This is a genomic window from Spirillospora sp. NPDC000708 (assembly GCF_040299565.1).
Classification (GTDB): domain Bacteria; phylum Actinomycetota; class Actinomycetes; order Streptosporangiales; family Streptosporangiaceae; genus Spirillospora.
Window position 1 is genome coordinate 1 of sequence record NZ_JBEPCJ010000138.1, and the last position, 19,319, is coordinate 19,319.

Sequence of the window (19,319 nt, forward strand, 5' to 3'; positions counted from 1 at the left end):
CCCCGCGCCCCCCCCCCAAACCACCCCCCCAACAAAAACCCCCCCGGGGGTCGCCCCCCGCCGGCCCCCGCGGGCCCGCGCCGCGCGCGGGGGGCGCGCCCCCCCCCCGGCCCCGGAACCACCGGCCCGTAACCCACCGGGCCGTGACGCGCGCGGCCCGTAACCCACGCGGCCCCGTAACGCGCGCCGCCCGTGACGCGCGCGGGCCGTGACGCGCGCGGGCCGTGACGCGCGCGGGCCGTCAGGCGAGCAGCGCGTCCAGCTGCGCCTCCAGCGGGCGCGGCGCCGCCAGCCGGTTGTCGACGACCGCGTGCGGGACGGGAGGCGGCTCCTCCGGCCGCATCCGCGCGACGAAGGCGTCGAACCTGGCCAGCTTCCCCGCGTCGCGGGGCAGGCCGCGCCGCTCCAGGCGGTGCCGGAGCGTGGCGGCGTCCGTGCGGATCCACAGCAGCCGCACCCGCGCGCCGCCGAGCGCCTCCACCCACTCCGCCCAGCGGGCGGGGGAGCGGATCTGCCCGGTGAACGGCGCGCTCAGCAGCACCGGGCAGCCGTGCCCGCGGATCTCCCGCGCCGCAGCGGTGAGCCCGGCGTACTCGTGCCGCTTGACGTGCTCGTCGTACCAGGGGCCCTCGCGCTCACCGGGGTCGCGGCCGTGCGCGGCCAGCGTCGCCGCGACGAACGGGCCGAACAGGGTGTCCTTGTCGAGCAGCGCCGGGACCGGGCGCAGCCGCGCCAGCAGCAGGTCGCACACGGTCGACTTGCCGCCGCCGGGCGGGCCCGCCACGATCCAGACGTCCGCGGGCATCAGGCGGGCAGCCGCATCCGGCGGGTCGCCAGCCGCCCGATGCGCGCCTCGTCGATCTCGTGGCCGAGGCCCGGCTGGGTCAGCGGCACCCCGACGACCCCGCCGGACGAGCGGACCGGCGGCGTCACGAACACCGGACCGCCCGCCGGGTCCGACACGTCGCTCGGCAGCGTGCAGCCCGGCAGCGCCGCCAGCGCCACCGCCGCCGCCTGCCCGATGCCGAACGCGCCGCACCCGCTGCACCACACGTCCCAGCCCGCCGCGTACGCCAGGTCGTGGGCGCTGCGCGCCGCCGTCAGCCCGCCGAGCCGGTCCAGCCGCAGGTGCAGCGCGCGGCCCGCCTCCAGCGTGATCGCCGCGTCCAGGGTCTCCAGGTCGCCGACCGCCGGGGCGACCGCCGCGCCGACGCGCAGCTGGAGCCGGGCGTGCGCCGCGAGGTCGTCGGCGGCGAACGGCCGCTCGATCGCCACCGGCCCGTAGGCGTCCAGCGCCTCCAGCACCGCCATGTGCTCGGAGGACTCGGTGTAGGCGTGGCCCGCGTCCGCGACGAGCGCCAGCGCCGGGTAGGCCTCCCGCAGCGCCCGGACGGGCTCGACGTCCCAGCCCGGCCGGATCGGCAGGGTCACCCGGGTGTGGCCCGCGCCCACCGCCCGGTTGGCGCGGGACGCGACCGTGTCCAGGATCGGCTCGGGGCCGAGCCGGGCGCCGGTGACGATGGACGTCCGCGTCCCGCCGAGCGCGTGCGCGAGCGGCAGGCCCCGCTCCCGGCACCACAGGTCCCAGCAGGCGACGTCGATCGCCGCGGCGGCCTCGTTCGCGCCGAGGTCGGCGGCGGCCGACACGTCCTCGGGGCGGTCCCAGTCCAGGCCGATCAGCGCCGGCGCCATCCGCTTCTCGATGTCGGCCCAGCCGGGCCCGGGGTTCGCCGTCCCGGTCGGGACGGCCATCTCGCCCCAGCCCGCCGCGCCGTCCCCGCCGGAGAGCCGCACGAGAATGCTCTCCGGCCGCCGCCCGCGCGGCATCGCGACGCGGAAGGCGTCGCAGCCAAGGATCCGGGGCACCCGTACCCGCCCTCTCGTGGTCGGAAGTGTTCTCCTTCAATGATCCCCCCTCGCGGGACCTGCCCGAACACCGGACGGGCGGGAGGTCAGCGGCGGCCCCGCAGGAACGGCCGCAGGAACGGGCGCAGCGGGCGCCGCTCGTAGCCGCCGTCCGCCAGCCCCGCGAGCCGCTCGAAGGGGTTGAAGGACGCCCAGTCGCCGCACAGCGCCATCGACACGCCCGCGCACGCGAGATAGAGGGGGATCATGACGATGCCGAGGCACCAGGCGTACTGCGTGGCGTGCCGGGCCTCGTGCCGCAGCAGCCGGGGGTCGGACGGCAGGCCGGACGCGTCGCCGCGGACCAGGATCACGTTGCCGACCGTGAACGTCGACGCCACCGGCACCGGCGGCCGGTAGCCGCCCGCCACCAGCAGGCCGTCCCCGGCGCCGCGCAGCCGGGGGCCGCCGCCGGAGGGGCGCGCCGCCGTCAGCGCGAGCAGCAGGCCCAGCGGCGTCGAGAGGTTGACGACGTTGACGACCGAGCGGACACGGTATGCGGGCTTCACCCGGCCAGTGTCGCGCCACCGCCGCCGCGCGACCACCCGTGAAGGACCGCCCGTGAAGGACCGCCCGTGAGGGACCGCTCGTGAAGGACCGGTGCGAAGGACCGGCGCGACGATCAGGACGGGCAGGTCGCCGCGAGGGACGTCGGCTTGCTCTCCGGCGCCGGCGGCCCCGACGGGCTCGGCGACGCGCCGTCCGACGCGCCCGCGCTCGGCGTCGCGCTCGGCGAGCCGTTCGCCGCGAGGTTGGACGAGCCGGTCGGCGACGGGCTCGTCGAGCCGGTCGGGTGCGCCTGCTCCGGGGCGACGGCCTTGGCGGTCAGCCGGCGGATCAGCCCGAAGTCCGGGTTCCCGGAGTTGATCAGCGGCGGGACGAACTGCAGGCTGTTGATTTGCGCGCCGTCCTTGACCTTGCCGGACAGCTTGATCAGCGCGGGCAGCAGCTCCTGCGGGATGTCGGTGGACAGCGTCCGCTTCGCCGCGGCGGCGAGCTTGTCGAAGCTGGTCAGCACGGTCTGCGGGTCGGCCTGCTGCGCGATCGCCCGCATCAGGCACTTCTGCCGGCCCATCCGCACGTAGTCGTCGCTGTCGGTGCGGGACCGCCCGTACCAGAGCGCCTCCTTGCCCTTCAGCGTCCGGTAGCCGGGCTGCAGCACCTGGCCGTCGAGCCCGTACGGGATGGGCTGGGTGACCCTGATCTTCACGCCGCCCATCGCGTCCACGATGTCGGCGAAGCCGAACATGTCGACCAGGATGTAGTAGTCGACGCGCTGCCCGAGGATCCCGGCGATGGTGGCCTTCAGCAGCTCGGGGCCGCGGCGGTTCTTCGGCACGCCCGGCACCACGTCCGGGTGGTTCTCGGCGTACTCGTACACCTCGTTCAGCAGCCCCGGGTTCTCCGGGCCGTCGCCGGTGAAGCCGTACGGGAACCGGTCGCGCGCCGGGCCGGGCGGCATCTGGAACTTCTCCAGGTTGCGCGGCAGGCTCAGCAGCACCGTCTCGCCGGTCCTGGTGTTCACGCTGGCGAGCGTCATGCTGTCGGTGCGCACGCCGGTCCGGTCGGCCGCCGAGTCGCCGCCGAGCAGCAGGATGTTCACCCGCGGCTGCCCGTCCCACGGGTCCGAGGTGTCGATCTGCCGGCCGTTCTGGCTGCCGGTGCGGAAGATGCTCGTCAGCGCGTCCCGGTAGACGTAGGTGCTGTGCGCGCCCCACGCCACGGGCACCGCGACGGCGAAGCACATCACCGCGACGGCGGCGGCGCCGAGCGTCCGGGCGCTGATCGACTGCCCGGCGGGGCGCACCACCAGGTAGGAGCGGATCACCACGGCGACCCACACGACCCCGAGGACGACGATGCCGGCGGCCAGGCGCTGCAGCTCGTCCGGCCGGACGGCGAGGTGGACGAGGCTGGAGCGGTAGACGGTGACGGTGACCGCCAGGGCCGCCACCGCCACGACCCACAGGCCGAGCAGGAGCCCGCCGGCCACCCGGCGCCCCGCGGCGAGGTGCGCCACGCCCCAGACGAGCGCCGACGCCAGGGTCAGCGCCAGCGCGCGGGGGAGGCCCCCCGCGCCGTCCGAGGAACGGTCCACGTCATCTTCCGGGACGCGTCCGCCCGCCGATGGACTCGACATGTAACGCTCCGTCCCCCACCCATGGTGAATTAAGCCCCTGGCTCACATTATGGACGCGCAGAACCGGACAAAGGTTGCGTGGGAGTCGACCGCATGCGAGCGCGACGTCGATCAGTTGCAGCTCTCGATCAGGATAGGCAATCCGCTCGCGGGCCGGGCGGCCGGGACCGGGTCGCCGGGCTCCCGCGCCGCCAGGGCGCGCAGTGCGGGGTGGTCCGCACGGGGCAGGGAGGCGGCGGACGCCGCTGGTCGCAGGCTCGTGATCTCGGCTTTCTCGATCTTGGCGGCCAGCCCGGCGAGCGCCGGGAGCAGCCGGCGGGGCACGTCGGTGTTTACCGAATTGATGAGAACCCGGGCGAGTCGCTGGTATCGCTTCAGCACCGCCAATGGCCCGGTTTCCCGAAAATTTGCCCAAAAAGGACAGCCTTTCTTGGCAGGTGCGGCGCGTGAGGTCGTCCCGGCGAGTTCCCGGACCCCGCGCGCGTCCACCTTCACGTAGTAGGGGACGTCCAGCCCGAGCATGTGGGCGACCGTCCGCTTCAGCAGCTCGGCGCCGGCGTCCCGGACGGGCCCGCCGCCCGCGAGCAGCTCCGGATGCGCGGCGCCCTCGCGGTACACGTCGGCCAGCGGACGCCCCGGAGGGAACGGGACCGGCTCCGTGCCCGACCACACCGGGACGCGGCGCAGGCCGTCCGGCAGGCTCAGCAGCGTCGTGGCGCCGGACCGGGCGTCGACCGCGGCCAGGGTGATGCCGCCGACGCGTTCGGGGGCCTGCGGCTCGCCGGGCTCGGCGCCGATGAGCAGCACGTTGAGGCGCGGCGCGGTCGGGCGCCGGGCCGCGTCCCGCGCCGCCCCGTGCCGGGCGGCGACCTGGACGGCGGCGGGCGCCACCGGCCCGTCCGCGAAGACCGCCCGGATCAGGTGCCGCTGCACGTAGCCGTACTGGGCGAGGCTCAACGGCGGCACGATCACCAGCAGGCACAGCACCGAGACGGTGGTGCCCCCGGCCAGCCGCCACAGCGGCGAGAGCCCCTCCGGCGCCAGCACCGCGTACGAGTGGGCGATCAGCAGCGCCCACAGGGCCGCCAGGGCCACGCAGGCGGCCGCCAGTGCCAGCAGCCAGGACGGCCGCGCCGACAGCTCCAGGAACAGCGCCCGGTAGCGCCCGGCGGCGAGCGCCGCCGCGGTCAGCGCCGCCGCCTGAGCGCCGAGCAGCGCCCCGCCCAGCCGGACCCGCCCGGCCCGCAGATGCGCGATGCCCGGCACCACCGGCGACACGGCCGCGACCAGCAGCGCCTCGGCGAGCCGGACGGGCGCCGCGCGCCCGCCGGCCGGCCCCCGCCCGGCCCCGCCGGACGCGCCCGCCGGATCCCCGTCGACCATGCTGCCGCCCCCTCCGGGGCGGCGGACCCCGCATCCCCGCCCCGCACCAAGAGCGTGCAGGTCACCGGGCTGGTCGGGAGGCCGTTCCGGGGCCGTGTCGCGTAAATCCGGCGCCGCGAGCCGGTCAGCGGCGGGTCACCAGCTGGTGGACAGCGGCATCCCCTCGGCGTAGCCGGACGCGCTCTGGATCCCGACCGTCGCCCGCTCGTGGAACTCCTCCAGGGTGCGCGCGCCCGCGTAGGTGCAGGAGCTGCGCAGCCCGGCCACGATCGAGTCGATCAGGTCCTCGACGCCGGGGCGCCGCGGGTCCAGGAACATCCGCGACGTGGAGATGCCCTCCTCGAACAGCGCCTTGCGGGCCCGGTCGAAGGGCGAGTCCTCGGCGGTGCGCAGCCGGACGGCCCGCGCCGACGCCATGCCGAAGCTCTCCTTGTACAGCCGGCCGTCGGCGGCCCGCTGCAGGTCGCCCGGCGACTCGAAGGTGCCGGCGAACCAGGAGCCCACCATCACGTTCGCCGCGCCCGCCGCGAGCGCGAGCGCGACGTCGCGCGGGTGCCGGACGCCGCCGTCCGCCCACACGTGCCGGCCGAGCCGGCGGGCCTCGGCGGCGCACTCCAGCACGGCCGAGAACTGCGGCCGCCCGACCCCGGTCATCATCCGGGTCGTGCACATCGCGCCCGGGCCCACGCCGACCTTGACGATGTCGGCGCCCGCCTCGATCAGGTCGCGGGTGCCCTCGGCGGTCACCACGTTGCCCGCCACCACCGGCACCGACGGGTCCAGGCCCCGCACGGCGGCCAGCGCGCCGATCATCTTCTCCTGGTGGCCGTGCGCGGTGTCCACCACGAGCAGGTCGGCGCCCGCCTCCAGCAGCGCCTTCGCCTTGCCCGCGACGTCCCCGTTCACGCCGACCGCCGCGGCGACGCGCAGGCGCCCCGCCGTGTCGACGGCGGGCTTGTAGAGCGTGGCGCGCAGCGCGCCCGTCCGGGTGAGCACGCCGGTGAGCCGGCCCTCGGCGTCCACCACGGGCGCGAGCCGGTGCCCGCGCTCGTGCAGCCGGTTGAACGCCTCGCGCGGGTCGACGCCGTGCGGCAGCGTCACCAGGTCCCGCGACATGATGTCGCGCAGCTGCGCGAACCGGTCGACGCTCTGGCAGTCGGCCTCCGTCACCACGCCGACCGGCCGGTCGTCCTCCACCACGATCACGGCGCCGTGCGCGCGCTTGGGCAGCAGCGCCAGCGCCTCGCCCGCGGTGCTGCCCGGGTCCAGCCGGATGGCGGTGTCCACCACCAGGTCGCGGCGCTTCACCCAGCCGATGACCTCCGAGACGACCTCGACGGGGATGTCCTGCGGGAGCACCGCGACGCCGCCCCGGCGGGCGATGGTCTCGGCCATCCGGCGGCCGGACACCGCCGTCATGTTCGCCACGACCAGCGGCACGGTGGTCCCGCTGCCGTCGATCGTGGAAAGGTCCACCTCCAGGCGGGACCCGACCGCGGAGCGGCGCGGGACCATGAAGACGTCGTTGTAGGTGAGATCGTGAGCGGAACGCTCACCGTTCAGCAGGTGCACGGCTGTACTACACACCAATCGCGGATCAGAGTGGCTGGGCCACCGTACATTGTGATCCATACCCGCGAGTGCTCCGGCCAAGCGCTCGCCCGGGGCCGCGCCGGCCCCCCGCAGGCCCGTGACCGGGGGTGATGGTCGTGTGTCCCCGGGGATCGTCCGGGTGATCTCCCGCGTTGTGTCCGCGCCCTTCCAGGCGTTACGGAAGTGTCTTCGCGGACGAGGCTGAAAAGCGTGCAACGTGAGGCTTGGCTCTCTGTAAAGTTACCTCTTGACGTAACTGCGCCCCCGATGCACTTTTCTTACATGTGCGTCACGCGGACGGCCGACCCGCCGTAGGGGGCGCGCACATCAGAACACCGGGAGAAGGCGGAATGCAGGTCACGCACTCGAACCCGGTCAGCACCGTCCGTCCGCGCCGCGGGCCGCCCCGCCCGCACCGTCCCCCCGGGAGTGACCATCGCCACCCCGCGCGCCCGCCGCCCGCCCTCGCACGGGCCCGCGCGCGCCCGGGGGCCCGGCCGCGTTGCGCTCCCGGACCGGTCGGCGCGGCGTCGGAAACGGCGCCGCCCGGAACCCGGCGCCGACGCTTCGACGGTCGCCGGGCGGGGCGAACACGAGCAAGATCAATATTTGACGCCATACCGTCTTGAAATGGAATGATCTTGCAGTTGCCAGCAGAACGATTCATCACATGTCGAGGAGGACAGCCGTGCTGGATGCGGTCGACGCCGTGCTCGTCCGCGAGCTCCAGCGGGATGGCAGGGCGACGTTCCAGGCGCTCGCCGACCGTGTCGGGCTTTCCCGCACGGCCGTGCGGGCACGGGTGCAGAACCTTCTCGAGACCGGCGTCGTGCGCGTCGTCGGCATCGTGCACGCCGCCGTCGTCGGCGCGGAGGCGATCGGGCACGTCTCGGTCACCGTGGAGGGCTCGGCCCGGGAGGTCGCGGACGCCGTCGCCGGCCTCCCCGCGGTCAGCTTCGCCGCGCTGACAGCGGGCCCGCACGACCTGGTCGCGCAGGTCCGCACCCGCGACGACGCCGCGCTCGCGACCGAGGTGGACCGGCTGCGGTCCGTCCCCGGCGTGCGCTCGGCGGAGGTCTTCCGCTCGGTCTGCACCGTCCGCGACACCCACGCGGTGGTGCGGGAGCTCGGCGAGGTCACCCTCGACGACATCGACTGGCGGCTGCTCCAGGAGCTGCAGCGCGACGGGCGCGCCCCCTACACCCGGCTCGCCCACATCATCGGGCTGTCGCAGGCCGCCACCCGGGCCCGCGTCGTCCGGCTGATGCGCACCGGCGTCATCCAGGTCACCGGGCTGGCCGACCCCCTCGCCCTCGGCGCCGCCGAGCTCGGCGGGTTCGGGCTCCTGGTGACCGGCGGGCTCCGCAAGGCCGCCGAGGCGGTCGCCGCGCAGGACGGCGTCCGCTACCTGGCGACCGGGTTCGGCCGGTACGACATCGTCGGCCAGGCCGAGGCCGCCTCCCGCGCGGAGCTGGTCGCCGTCCTGGACGGGATCCGGTCCGTGCCCGGCGTGACGGTGCGGGAGTCCTGGCACCACCTGGACGTGGTGAAGGAGTCCTACGCCGTCGAACTCCCCGAGCGGCCCCTGAACGGGGCGTGAAGGAGAGCCGCCGAGGGCGCCGTTCCCGGCGCCCCGGCGGCGTCGACCGCGACCGCGGCCGGGCGGCCGCGCAGGCGCCCGGTCGGCCGCGTCAGTCGCGGCTGAGCGCGACCTCCTCGAGGTCCAGCTCGTGCAGGACCCGGTTCAGCACCTCGTCGTCGATCCGGCGGTCGTCGCGCATCTGCACGAACACCCGCCGCTCCGCCGCCAGCATCTCCCGCCGCAGCCGCCGGTAGGTGGCCGTCGGGACCTCCTCGCCCTCCGGGCCCGTCCCGCCGCCGAGCCGCTCCCACGCCCGCAGCTGCCGGTGCTCGGCCAGCTGCCGCAGCCGCCGCACGACCGCCTCGTCGAGCTCCTCGGCCGCGTTCAGCTCCTCCAGCCGGTCCAGCGCCGCCTTCGCCGCCGCGTGCTGCGCGCCCGCCTCCGCCACCGTGTCGGTGTAGCGCTCCCGCTCGCTGCCGATGCGCAGCACCCGGATCAGCGCCGGGAACGTCAGCCCCTGCACCAGCAGAGTCCCGAGCACGGTCGTGAACGTGAAGAAGATGATCAGGTCGCGGCCGGGGAAGGGGGCGTGCGACGCCTCGAACGGGATCGCGAACGCCGCCGCGAGCGACACCACCCCGCGCATGCCCGCCCAGGACACGACGGTCGCGCCGCGCAACCCGACGTCCTCGCGGGCGCGCTGCCGGCGCGACAGGAGCCGCGGCAGCCGGGACGCGGGGAACACCCAGACGAACCGGGCCGCGACCGTCACCGCGAAGATCGCCACCGCCCACCAGGTCAGCTCCGGCCAGCCGTGCCCGGACACCCCGTCCACCACCGGCGGCAGCTGCAGCCCGATCAGCAGGAACACCACCGACTCCAGGACGAAGACGACGACCTTCCAGAACGAGTGCCCGATCAGCCGGGTCACCGGCGCCGACTCGGTGAACCGGTGGCCGAGGTAGATCCCGCTGACCACCACCGCGATCACGCCGGAGGCGTGCACGCTCTCGGCGATCAGGTACGCCGCGAACGGCGCGAGCACCGCCACCCCGTTCTCCACCAGCGGGTCGTTCATGCGGGTCCGCAGCCAGTGCAGCGGCGGCCCGAGCAGCAGCCCGACCGCCGCGCCGGCCACCGCCGCGAACAGGAACCGCCACACCCCGTCCGCCAGCGTGAAGCCCGCGCCCGTCGCCGCGATCACCGCGACGCGGAACGCGGTCAGCGCCGTCGCGTCGTTGAACAGGCTCTCCCCGACCAGCACCGTCACCATGCGGCGCGGCAGCCCGAGCCGCTGCGCCACGCTGACCGCCGCGACCGCGTCCGGCGGCGCGACGATCGCGCCGAGCACGAACGCCGCCGACAGCGGCAGCCCCGGGACGAGCGCGTGGGCCGCGTACCCGACGGCGAACGTGGTGAACAGCACCAGCCCGACCGACAGCAGCCCGATCGACCAGGCGTTCTCCCGCATGTTGGCGTACGAGCTCTGCCACGCGGCCGAGAACAGCAGCGGCGGCAGGAAGACGTACAGGACGAACTCCGGGTTCAGCTCGAACTCCGGAACGCCCGGCACGAACGAGAACAGCAGCCCCGCGATCACCAGGACCAGCGGCGCCGGCGCTCCGCCGCGGCGCGCCGCCGCGGCCACCATCAGCGCGCCGACCGGCACGGCCAGCAGCCAGAGTGCGTGCGTCGTCTCCACGCGCAGATCATGGCACGGCCGACCGGCCACTCCGAACCCGACGGCCGGCCGGGGAGGGACGTGATCAGCGGGGCTCGCGCCCGCGCGGCTCCCGCCCGTCGTCCTTCGCGAAGGCCAGGAAGTCGCGGGCGGACGGCGGGAGCCGCCGGTGCGCGTGCACCAGCCCGACCAGCCGGGTGATCGGCGGCATGAACGACCGGACGGCCAGGCCGTCGGTGTCCTCCAGCTGGTTGCGGTACCACAGCACCGAGCCGAGCCCGGCGCGCACCCAGCCCAGCCAGGCGGCCCGGTCGTCGGACTCCGCGACCGGCACCGGCTTCGCGCCGGTCCGCCGCAGCACCGCGTCGACCTCCGCGCGCCGGGCGCCGCCCCGGGCCGGCAGCACCAGCCGCATGCCGTCCAGCGCGGCGGGCGGCACCGGCTCGCGGACCCGCAGCGCCGGCGGCGAGACCAGCACCATCTCCCGCTGCTCGAACGGGTGCGCCGTCAGGTCGCCGGGGACCGGCAGGTCGGTGAGCGCGAGGTCGGCGCGCCCGGCCCGCAGCAGGGCGGCGACCTCCTCCCGGCCCGCGCACCGCACCACCCGGACCCGCACCGCCGGCTGGTCCCGGGCGAACCGGGGGAGCAGCCGCCCGGTCAGCTCCGGCTCCAGCGACGGCGTGGTGGCGACGCGGAGCTCGGCGCCGCGCCCGTCGGAGCGGGCCGCCGACATCCCCTCGATCGCGTCGACGGCGTCCAGCGCCGCCCGCGCCTCACGGACCACCCGCTCGCCGACGGGAGTGAGGACCACGCCCCGGCCGGAGCGCGCGAACAGCTCCACGCCGAGCTCCCGCTCCAGCTCGCGGACGGCGCGCGACAGCGCCGGCTGCGCGACATAGAGAGCCTGGGCCGCCGACGTCATCGTGCCGTGGTCGGCGGTCGCCACGACGTAGCGCAGCTGCCGCAGATTCATGCCACGACCGTATGACAACGAACCGCTCCGGTCCTGGACATAGCCGGAATCGGCCCGGAACGGCCGCGCGGTCACGACCGCGGCGGCGCCGCGTTCCGGTCGTCCGGCCCGGGAGAGCCGGCGGGGACGGCGTCCGGTTCGGGCTGGAGCTGCGGGGCGCCGACGGAGCAGTGCCGCCGGCACTCGGGTTCGACCTGCTCGCCGGTCGGCGCGCGCAGCGCGTCGCTGGACACGGTGAAGAACGTCAGGACGGCGCCCGCGGCCAGCAGCCCCGCGCAGGCCGTCATGGCGATGCGGAAGCCGTGCGAGAAGAGGGCGGGGTCGTTGTAGGCGTCGCCGGTCAGCCCGGCCAGCGGCGGGATCGCCGCGACCGCGAGCAGCCCGGCGGCCCGAGCGACCGCGTTGTTGACGCCGCTGGCGACGCCCGCGTGCCGGACGTCCGCCGTCGCCAGCACCGTCGCGGTCAGCGGCGCGACGACCGCGGCCAGCCCCAGCCCGAACACCACCACGGCGGGCAGCACGTCCCGCACGTAGGAGGAGTCCTTGTCGATCCGGCCGACCAGTAGCATCCCGAACGCGGCGACCACCAGCCCGGCGGTCATCGGCAGCCGCGGGCCGATCTTCTGCGCGAGCGCGCCCGCCCGCGCCGACAGCAGCAGCATCAGCGCCGTGACGGGCAGCAGCGCGGTGCCCGCCGCGATCGGCGAGAACCCGCCGACGACCTGGAGGTTCAGCACGAACAGGAAGAACAGCACGCCCATCCCGCCGTACATGATGAACGTGACGACGTTGACCGCGGAGAACTGGCGGGAGGCGAACACGTCCAGCGGCAGCATCGGCTGCGGCACCTCGCGCCCGCCCGGCCGGACCCGCCCGCCGAACAGCCGCCGGCCCCGCCCGCGCGCCCGCTCCAGCAGGACGAACCCGGCCGCCGCGGCGACGCCCGCCACGGCGGCGACGGCGATCACGGCGCCCGGCGTGCGGCCGGCCGGCGCCTCGGTCAGCGCGTACGTCGTCCCCGCCAGGGCGAGGGCGGCCAGCGCGGCGCCGGGCACGTCGAAGCGCCCGCGGGCGGCCGGATCGACGCTCTCGGGGACGTGCCGCGCGGCGACGAGCACCACGACCACCGCGAGCGGGACGTTGAGCAGGAACACCCACCGCCAGCCCGCCGCCTCCACCAGCCAGCCGCCCGCGAACGGGCCGACCGCCCCGGCGACGCCGCCGAGCCCCGACCAGGCGCCGACCGCGCGCGGCCGGTCGTCGGACGCGAACGACGCCTGGATGATCGCCAGCGAGCCGGGGGTGAGCAGCGCGCCGCCCATCCCCTGCAGCGCCCGCGAGAGCACCAGCATCTCGACGTTCAGCGCCATCCCGCACAGCACCGACGCCACCGCGAACCACACCACGCCGATCAGGAAGATCCGGCGGCGGCCGTACCGGTCGCCGAGGGACCCGCCGAGCAGGATGAACCCGGCGAGGGTGAGGGTGTAGGCGTTGACCGTCCACTGCAGCCCCGCCATGTCGGCGTGCAGGTCCCGCGCGAGCCTCGGCAGGGCCACGTTGACCACCGTCGAGTCGAGCATCGCCACGCTCGACCCGAGGACGGTCGCCAGCAGGATCCAGCGCCCCGGCGCCGTGCCCAACCGGACGTCCGGCATCAGCGCCTCCCGCCGGAGGACGCCCTCCCGCCCGGCTTCGCCGCCCGCATCACACGATCAGTTCGTCGGCGAAGCACCAGCGCCAGTCCTCGCCGGGCTCGAACGAGCGGACGATCGGGTGCCCCTCCTTCTGGTAGTGCGCCGTGGCGTGCCGCATGGGGGAGGAGTCGCAGCAGCCGACGTGCCCGCAGCTCAGGCAGAGCCGCAGGTGCACCCACCGGGTGCCCTGTTCCAGGCATTCCTGGCAGCCCTGCGGCGTGTTCGGCGCCGGATCCTCGAGCGGAATGGACTGCACGTGCTCACAAGTGGCCATACGGGCATCGTGCCACGCCCGCCGTCAACGGATCACCAGTGGTCGGGACTGAACGGCTCGTCCTCGGGGCGGGCGGACCCGGCGAGCAGCCGCAGGTCCGACTCGACCATCATGGTCACCAGGCCCTCGAAGTCCACCTCGGGCTCCCAGCCGAGCTGCTCGCGGGCCCGCTTCGGGTCGGCGCACAGCAGGTCGACCTCCGCCGGGCGGGTGTACCGGTCGTCCAGGACGACGTGGTCCTCCCAGTTCAGCCCGGCGGTGCGGAACGCGAACTCGACCAGCTCGCGCACCGACTGGGTCTGGCCCGTCCCGATCACGTAGTCCTCGGGGGAGTCCTGGGCGAGCATCATCCGCATCGCGCGGGCGTAGTCGCCGGCGAAGCCCCAGTCGCGGCGGGCGTCGAGGTTGCCGAGCCGCAGCTCCTCGGCCAGGCCGAGCTTGATGCGGGCCGCGCCGAGCGACACCTTCCGCGTGACGAACTCGGCGCCGCGGCGCGGCGACTCGTGGTTGAACAGGATGCCGCTGACCGCGAACATCCCGTACGACTCGCGGTAGTTCTGCGTGATGTAGTGCCCGTAGCTCTTGGCGACGCCGTACGGGCTGCGCGGGTGGAAGGGCGTCTTCTCGTTCTGCGGGGTCTCCCGGACCATCCCGAACATCTCCGAGGACGACGCCTGGTAGAACCGGATCTGCTCGCTGCCGGGGGTGCGGGACGGGCTGATGCCCGAGACCACCCGGATGGCCTCCAGCATCCGCAGCACGCCCATGCCGGTCACCTCGGCGGTGAGCTCCGCCTGCTGCCACGACATCGGGACGTAGGAGATCGCGCCGAGGTTGTAGACCTCGTCGGGCCGGACCCGCTCGACCGCGGAGATCAGGCTGCCCTGGTCCAGCAGGTCGCCCGTGGTGATCTGGACGTCGCCGATGTGCTTGCGCAGCCGCGACACGTGCGGATTCGCCTGCCCCCGGACCAGGCCCCACACCTCGTACCCCAGCTCAAGCAGATGCTCGGCCAGGTACGAGCCGTCCTGTCCGGTGATGCCGGTGATGAGTGCTCGCCTGGACAGCGGATCCTCCATGGGCTGGTCGGTGCGACGCGGGGCCCACCGCGGGGCGAACCCGGGCGAGCGTGAAATATGAGGTTAGCGACCCGGTGGTGATGCTGACGAGGGAGGGCGCCGTTTGAACCGAATTTGCTTCAGGTTCGATGTCCCGGCCCCGGCCGGCCGCCCTGGGAGGCGCTTCCGGGCGCCGTGCCGCATGGCGTCCGGGCCCCCGCATGTGCCACGGTGTGGGGCATCATGACCTCTCCGGACGCCGCGCCGCTGCGGCTGAACGGGCGCGACCTCGGCCGCCACGCGATCATGGCCGTGGTGAACCGGACGCCCGACTCGTTCTTCGACAGGGGCGCGACCTACGGCTTCGAGGCCGCGCTGGACGCGGTGGACCGCGCCGTCGCGGACGGCGCCGACATCATCGACATCGGCGGCGTCAAGGCCGGCCCCGGCGAGGACGTCGGGGTCGCCGAGGAGCTGCGCCGGGTGGTGGACCTGGTCGCCGCCGTCCGGGACCGGCACCCCGGCGTGGTGATCAGCGTCGACACCTGGCGGGCGGAGGTCGGCGCGGCCGTCGCCGAGGCGGGCGCCGACCTGCTGAACGACACCTGGGGCGGCCCCGACCCGGAGCTGGCGGAGGTCGCCGCCGCGCACGGCGTCGGGCTGGTCTGCGCGCACGCCGGCGGGCTCGACCCGCGCACCCGGCCGCACCGGATCGGGTACGACGACGTGGTCGCGGACGTGATCGGGCACGTCACCGCCGAGGCCGAGCGGGCGCTCGCGCTCGGGGTGGCGCGGGAGGCGATCCTCATCGACCCCGCGCACGACTTCGGCAAGAACACCCGGCACTCGCTGGAGATCACCCGGCGGCTCGGGGAGCTGACCGCGACCGGCTGGCCGGTACTGGTCGCGGTGTCCAACAAGGACTTCATCGGGGAGGCCCTCGGCCGTCCCGTCGACAGGCGCGGCGTCGGCACGATGGCCGTGCTGGGCGTCTCGGCGCTGCTGGGCGCCCGCGTCTTCCGCGTCCACGACGTGGCCGCCGCCCGCCGCGCCCTGGACGCCGTCGCCGCCGTCGCCCCCGAGTAAGCGACCGAACGAACGAAAGGCGCCCCCGCGCTAAGAACGCCCCACCTCCCGCGCAAGAGCAAGCGCCCCAACCACCGCACGAGTGCGAGCGCGACGGCCCCGGCCCTCGCGCGAGCGCGTTATCTGAGCGGTGGGGCGATGCCGGAGGCGAGCCCCACCGCTCAGCTCGCGAAGCGAGTTCGCGCTCGCCCAAGCACGGTCAAGGGCCGAGCCGCTAGGCGAGGCCCTTGGGCCGGGGTTGCAGAATTACAGTGCCGCTTCGCGCTGGCGGGCCCGGTAGGCGGCGACGTGCATGCGGTTGCCGCACGTCCGGCTGTCGCAGTAGCGGCGGCAGCGGTTGCGCGACAGGTCCACCAGCACGCGCGAGCAGTCGGGGGCCTCGCAGGTGCGCAGCCGGTCCAGCTCGCCGGCCGCCACCACGTACGCCAGCGCCATCCCGCAGTCGGCCGCCAGGTGCTCGCCCACCGGCGCGCCCGGCGCGAAGAAGTGCACGTGCCAGTCGTAGTCGTCGTGGTCGGTGAGGTGCGGGGTGGTGCGGACCTCGCCGACGATCTCGTTGATCAGCCGGACCGCGGTGGGCACGTCGCCGGTCCGGAACACCGCGTGGAACCGGTCGCGCAGCTCCAGCACCCGGGCCAGGTCGGCCTCGGCCAGCTCGCCGACGTCGCTGAACGCGCTGCGCCCGACGAACGCGCGCAGCCCCGGCAGCCCGTCGAGCTCCTCGGTGCCGGACGCGGCGGCACCGGTGTTGATCAGGTCGACGACGACGGCGAGCGCGTGCTCGGTGTCATGGGTGAAGATCACTGTGGCTCCAGTCTCGGGGGACCGGGGTCGTACTGCTCCTGGGGGGCGACCCCCAGACCGCCCCGACGAGGGCAGGACGGTCGTGCGCCCGGCAGCGCCGCCGGGGCCGGAACGCGGCCCGGCCCCCACCATATGACGACCGGCGGCCCCGGTAACGCCGACCCTGCCGGCACGGCGCAGCCGGTTCCGGCCCCACTGCCTGCGGGAACGTTCCATATCGGGCCCGGCGCCGGCGGCGGTTCCGCCGCCGCGCGCGTACCGCGCCGCGATCCGGAGAGGATCACGGCGTGGAGGGGGACCGGCTGTTCATCGTCTTCCTGGTCGTCGCCGTCGTGGTGCTGGCGGCCCGGGCGCTCTCCGGGCGCCTGCACCTGCCGGACGCCATCCTCCTGGTGCTGCTCGGGATGGGGGCCGGGTTCGTGCCCGGGCTGCCCGCCGTCGTCGCCCCGCCCGATCTGGTGCTGATGGGCTTCCTGCCGCCGCTGGTGTACCACGCGGCGTTCTTCACCGCCCCGCGCGAGGCCCGCGCCGACGCCGTGCCGATCGTCACGCTGGCGTTCGGGCTGACCACCGTCACCACCGGGGCCGTCGCCGCCACCGTGCACGCGCTCCTGCCCGGGCTCGGCTGGGCCGCCGCGCTGGCGTTCGGCGCCGCGGTCGCCCCCACCGACGCGGTCGCCGCGACGGCGGTCCTGCAGCGGCTCGGCGCGCCCGCCCGGCTGGTCACCATCCTGGAGGGCGAGAGCCTGATCAACGACGGCGTCGCGCTGACGATCTTCGGGCTCGCCATCGAGGCGATCGGTGTCGGGTTCGCGCCCGCGCACGGCGCCGTCCGGCTCGTCCAGGTGGTGCTCGGCGGCGTCGCCTACGGGCTGGTGCTCGGCGTGGTGATCCGCCGGATCCGGCGCCGCATCCAGGACCCCATCAGCCAGGTGATCGTGTCGCTGGTCACCCCGTACGCGGCGTTCATCCCGGCGGAGAACTTCGGCGCGTCCGGGGTGCTGGCGACGGTGGTGGCGGGCTTCTCCATCGGCACCCACGGCGAGGGCGTGCTGCAGCCCGCGTCCCGGCTGGCGGGCGACACGTTCTGGCGGATCCTCACCTTCCTGCTGGAGTCGGCGCTGTTCGTGCTGCTCGGCCTGGAGATCCGGGAGATCATCCGGCAGCCGGGCGGGCACACCTGGCACGAGGTGCTGCTGACCACGCTCGCGGTGTCGGCCGTCGTCATCGGCGTGCGGCTCGCCTGGGAGCTCGGCAACGGCCCGCTCGCCGGGCTGCTGCCGGGCGGGCGGCGGAGCCAGGAGGGGCTCGGGTGGCGGCAGCGGCTGGTGATCGGCCTCGGCGGGATGCGCGGCGCGATCTCGCTGGCGATCGCGCTGTCGCTGCCGGCCGCGGTCGGCCCCGACCGGGGCGTGCTGGTGCTGCTCACCGCCCTCGTCGTGCTGATCACCCTGGTCGGGCAGGCGCCGCTGCTGCCGCCGCTGCTGCGCGGCCTCGGGCTGATCGAGTCCGACAAGCGGCGGCTGGAGGTGATGACGGCGCGCAAGGCCGGGCTGCAGGCCGCCCTGACCCGGCTGGACGAGCTCACCGACGACGAGCAGGTCGACGACCAGACCTCCGAGGCGTTCCGGCAGATGCTGGAGCTGCGGCTGGAGCGCGTCCGCTACCTCATGGACGAGGAGGAGGCAGGCACCGAGGCGCCGCCGCCCAACAGCCGCAAGGTGCGCGCCGAGCTGGTCAGGGCGCAGCGCGCGAAGCTGACCGCGCTCTACCGCAAGGGCAGGATCGGCGCCGGCACGCTCCGCCAGATCAGCCGCGAGCTCGACTTCGAGGACCCGGTCGTCATCCGCCGCAGCCGCTCCTAGGGGCCGTCACGGCCTCAGCGGGCGTAGTGGGGGTCCGCCACGACGGGGTAGTAGGCGTCGGTGTGCTGCACGCGCATGGTGACGGCCGACCCCTCCAGCGTGTAGTCCGCCTTCACCTGGCGGAACATCGAGTCGCTGGCCCACGGGTTGTAGAGCCGCCCCACGGTCGCGCCGTAACGCAGGTGGACGACGTCGTAGCCGCCGGACGGCATCGCCTCCAGGGCCAGCCCGTCGGCGAGGGACACCGGGAAGCGGAACTCCGAGGGGGCGTCGGGCCCGTGGACGACCGTGAGCAGCCGCACGCCGTTGTCGGTCGTCTGCGCGACGATGTCGGTGTCGACGTCCACGCCGACGAACACCCGCAGGCTGGGCCGCAGCACCTGGGCGACCGTGTCGGCCGCCGCCACGTCGATGCCGATATGGATCCGCTGCCCGTCCTTGGTCGGCACCCACACGCCGTCCCGCGCGCGCTGTCCCCAGGCGACGTCGGGGTTCTCCATCTCCTGGGGCTCGTTCTTCCCCCGGGCGACGAGAATCCTCGAGGCCGCGCTCATCGCGGCGGCAGCCCCGTCCCGTGCGTGCCTCATGGCGGGCCCCCTCGCCTTCTTCTTTCATCACATACCGTGATGTCACGCTTGTCCTGGGTTTCACCACGGGGGCGCCCTGCAGGAAGTCCTCGGCCTGCCGTGCCTGCCAACGGGCGGGTTCGCGGTGTTCGCCCCGTGCGTCGTTGGACCTTACACCACGCTTATACGTGCCGTACGGGCGCATATTGATCGTTCCTCTCCGTGCCCGGACCGCCACTTACCGCGCCCGGACGCGTCGCCGCCGACCGGGCGCCGTTCGCCGGTAAATGCATTGCGAGCGGAGCGCGAAAAGGCGCATGATCGAACATGTCGGACGGAAGTGCGAAGGGGTGAGCCACCGGATAGGCGGCCGGTCTCCAAAACCGGCGGAAAGTGGGTTCGACTCCTACCGCCCCTGCTGAGCACGATCGACGGGCCTGTGGTGCAACGGAAGCACACTTCTCTTGCAAGGAAGTGATCAGGGTTCGACTCCCTGCCGGTCCACGCGGTCCCGGCCGCCGCCGGACGCTCCCCCGTCCGCGCGAGGAGGGTTGGCCGAACGGTAAGGCAGCAGTTTCGAAAACTGACGTCGAGGTGAAACTCGAAGGGGTTCGACTCCCTTACCCTCCGCCATTCACGGGGACCGCCGCGGGGGGGGGGTGCGGGCGGGGGGCGGACCCCCGCGGGGGGCCGGCGGGGGTATAGCGGACGC

16 protein-coding genes and 3 tRNA genes are annotated in these 19,319 nt (G+C 74.7%); 6 read left to right on the forward strand and 13 right to left on the reverse strand.

The window, feature by feature from the left end; genetic code table 11:
* Positions 1–241 precede the first annotated feature (241 nt).
* From ABT299_RS48880 to ABT299_RS48905, 6 genes are all read right to left on the reverse strand, one after another.
* Positions 242–805: a P-loop nucleotide/nucleoside kinase family protein gene (locus ABT299_RS48880; protein WP_500255010.1), complete on the reverse strand. Its 564-nt coding sequence runs from the start codon at positions 803–805 to the stop codon at positions 242–244.
* Positions 805–1,866, reverse strand: a complete 1,062-nt coding sequence (locus ABT299_RS48885) for an enolase C-terminal domain-like protein (protein WP_500255011.1) — start codon at positions 1,864–1,866, stop codon at positions 805–807. The genes ABT299_RS48880 and ABT299_RS48885 overlap by 1 nt, the downstream gene beginning before the upstream one ends.
* A gap of 86 nt (positions 1,867–1,952) precedes the next feature.
* A complete protein-coding gene (locus ABT299_RS48890; protein ID WP_500255012.1) occupies positions 1,953–2,414 on the reverse strand; it encodes a hypothetical protein in 462 nt (153 codons plus the stop codon).
* A 113-nt stretch (positions 2,415–2,527) separates the two neighbouring features.
* Positions 2,528–4,045, reverse strand: coding sequence for an LCP family protein (locus ABT299_RS48895; protein ID WP_190854394.1), 1,518 nt, complete (start codon positions 4,043–4,045; stop codon positions 2,528–2,530).
* Between the two features lie 111 nt (positions 4,046–4,156).
* Positions 4,157–5,428 carry a hypothetical protein gene (locus ABT299_RS48900; protein WP_500255013.1) on the reverse strand — a complete coding sequence of 424 codons (1,272 nt, stop codon included), beginning with the start codon at positions 5,426–5,428 and terminating at the stop codon, positions 4,157–4,159.
* 135 nt (positions 5,429–5,563) lie between these two features.
* Positions 5,564–7,000, reverse strand: a complete 1,437-nt coding sequence (locus ABT299_RS48905) for a GuaB1 family IMP dehydrogenase-related protein (protein ID WP_347256600.1) — start codon at positions 6,998–7,000, stop codon at positions 5,564–5,566.
* Positions 7,001–7,709: 709 nt separating this feature from the next.
* Here ABT299_RS48905 and ABT299_RS48910 point away from each other — a divergent pair.
* On the forward strand, positions 7,710–8,621 hold the full coding sequence (locus tag ABT299_RS48910) for an Lrp/AsnC family transcriptional regulator (protein ID WP_190854388.1): 912 nt from the start codon (positions 7,710–7,712) through the stop codon (positions 8,619–8,621).
* A gap of 91 nt (positions 8,622–8,712) precedes the next feature.
* On the opposite strand, the gene ABT299_RS48915 is transcribed toward ABT299_RS48910, so the two are convergent.
* From ABT299_RS48915 to ABT299_RS48935, 5 genes are all read right to left on the reverse strand, one after another.
* Entirely contained in the window at positions 8,713–10,305 is a 1,593-nt protein-coding gene (locus tag ABT299_RS48915) for a Na+/H+ antiporter (protein WP_347256599.1), read from the reverse strand.
* Positions 10,306–10,369: 64 nt separating this feature from the next.
* Entirely contained in the window at positions 10,370–11,257 is an 888-nt protein-coding gene (locus ABT299_RS48920; protein ID WP_190854386.1) for a LysR family transcriptional regulator, read from the reverse strand.
* 71 nt (positions 11,258–11,328) lie between these two features.
* Complete coding sequence (locus ABT299_RS48925; protein ID WP_190854384.1) at positions 11,329–12,915, reverse strand: MFS transporter; 1,587 nt, start codon at positions 12,913–12,915, stop codon at positions 11,329–11,331.
* Between the two features lie 49 nt (positions 12,916–12,964).
* The gene (locus tag ABT299_RS48930; RefSeq protein ID WP_190854382.1) at positions 12,965–13,228 is read right to left on the reverse strand and encodes a ubiquitin carboxyl-terminal hydrolase 14; all 264 of its coding nucleotides are present in this window, start codon (positions 13,226–13,228) and stop codon (positions 12,965–12,967) included.
* 32 nt (positions 13,229–13,260) lie between these two features.
* Positions 13,261–14,295 (reverse strand): GDP-mannose 4,6-dehydratase, encoded by a 1,035-nt coding sequence (locus tag ABT299_RS48935; protein WP_190854483.1) that lies wholly within the window; start codon positions 14,293–14,295, stop codon positions 13,261–13,263.
* Positions 14,296–14,529: 234 nt separating this feature from the next.
* Between ABT299_RS48935 and folP the strand changes: the two genes are divergently transcribed.
* A complete protein-coding gene (gene folP, locus ABT299_RS48940; protein ID WP_500255014.1) occupies positions 14,530–15,372 on the forward strand; it encodes a dihydropteroate synthase in 843 nt (280 codons plus the stop codon).
* A gap of 246 nt (positions 15,373–15,618) precedes the next feature.
* Here folP and ABT299_RS48945 read toward each other — a convergent pair whose 3' ends face one another.
* The gene (locus ABT299_RS48945) at positions 15,619–16,176 is read right to left on the reverse strand and encodes a CGNR zinc finger domain-containing protein (protein WP_500255015.1); all 558 of its coding nucleotides are present in this window, start codon (positions 16,174–16,176) and stop codon (positions 15,619–15,621) included.
* A gap of 287 nt (positions 16,177–16,463) precedes the next feature.
* On the opposite strand from ABT299_RS48945, the gene ABT299_RS48950 reads away from it, so the two are divergent.
* Positions 16,464–18,041 carry a Na+/H+ antiporter gene (locus ABT299_RS48950; RefSeq protein ID WP_500255016.1) on the forward strand — a complete coding sequence of 526 codons (1,578 nt, stop codon included), beginning with the start codon at positions 16,464–16,466 and terminating at the stop codon, positions 18,039–18,041.
* A gap of 14 nt (positions 18,042–18,055) precedes the next feature.
* Here ABT299_RS48950 and ABT299_RS48955 read toward each other — a convergent pair whose 3' ends face one another.
* Positions 18,056–18,628 (reverse strand): hypothetical protein, encoded by a 573-nt coding sequence (locus tag ABT299_RS48955; RefSeq protein WP_190854373.1) that lies wholly within the window; start codon positions 18,626–18,628, stop codon positions 18,056–18,058.
* A 325-nt stretch (positions 18,629–18,953) separates the two neighbouring features.
* On the opposite strand from ABT299_RS48955, the gene ABT299_RS48960 reads away from it, so the two are divergent.
* The 3 genes from ABT299_RS48960 (at position 18,954) to ABT299_RS48970 (ending at position 19,240) form a co-directional block, all read left to right on the forward strand.
* A tRNA-Trp gene (locus tag ABT299_RS48960) sits at positions 18,954–19,025 on the forward strand.
* Positions 19,026–19,040: 15 nt separating this feature from the next.
* Positions 19,041–19,111, forward strand: a tRNA-Ala gene (locus tag ABT299_RS48965).
* Positions 19,112–19,152: 41 nt separating this feature from the next.
* Positions 19,153–19,240: transfer RNA gene (locus ABT299_RS48970), tRNA-Ser, on the forward strand.
* The last annotated feature ends 79 nt before the right edge of the window (positions 19,241–19,319 follow it).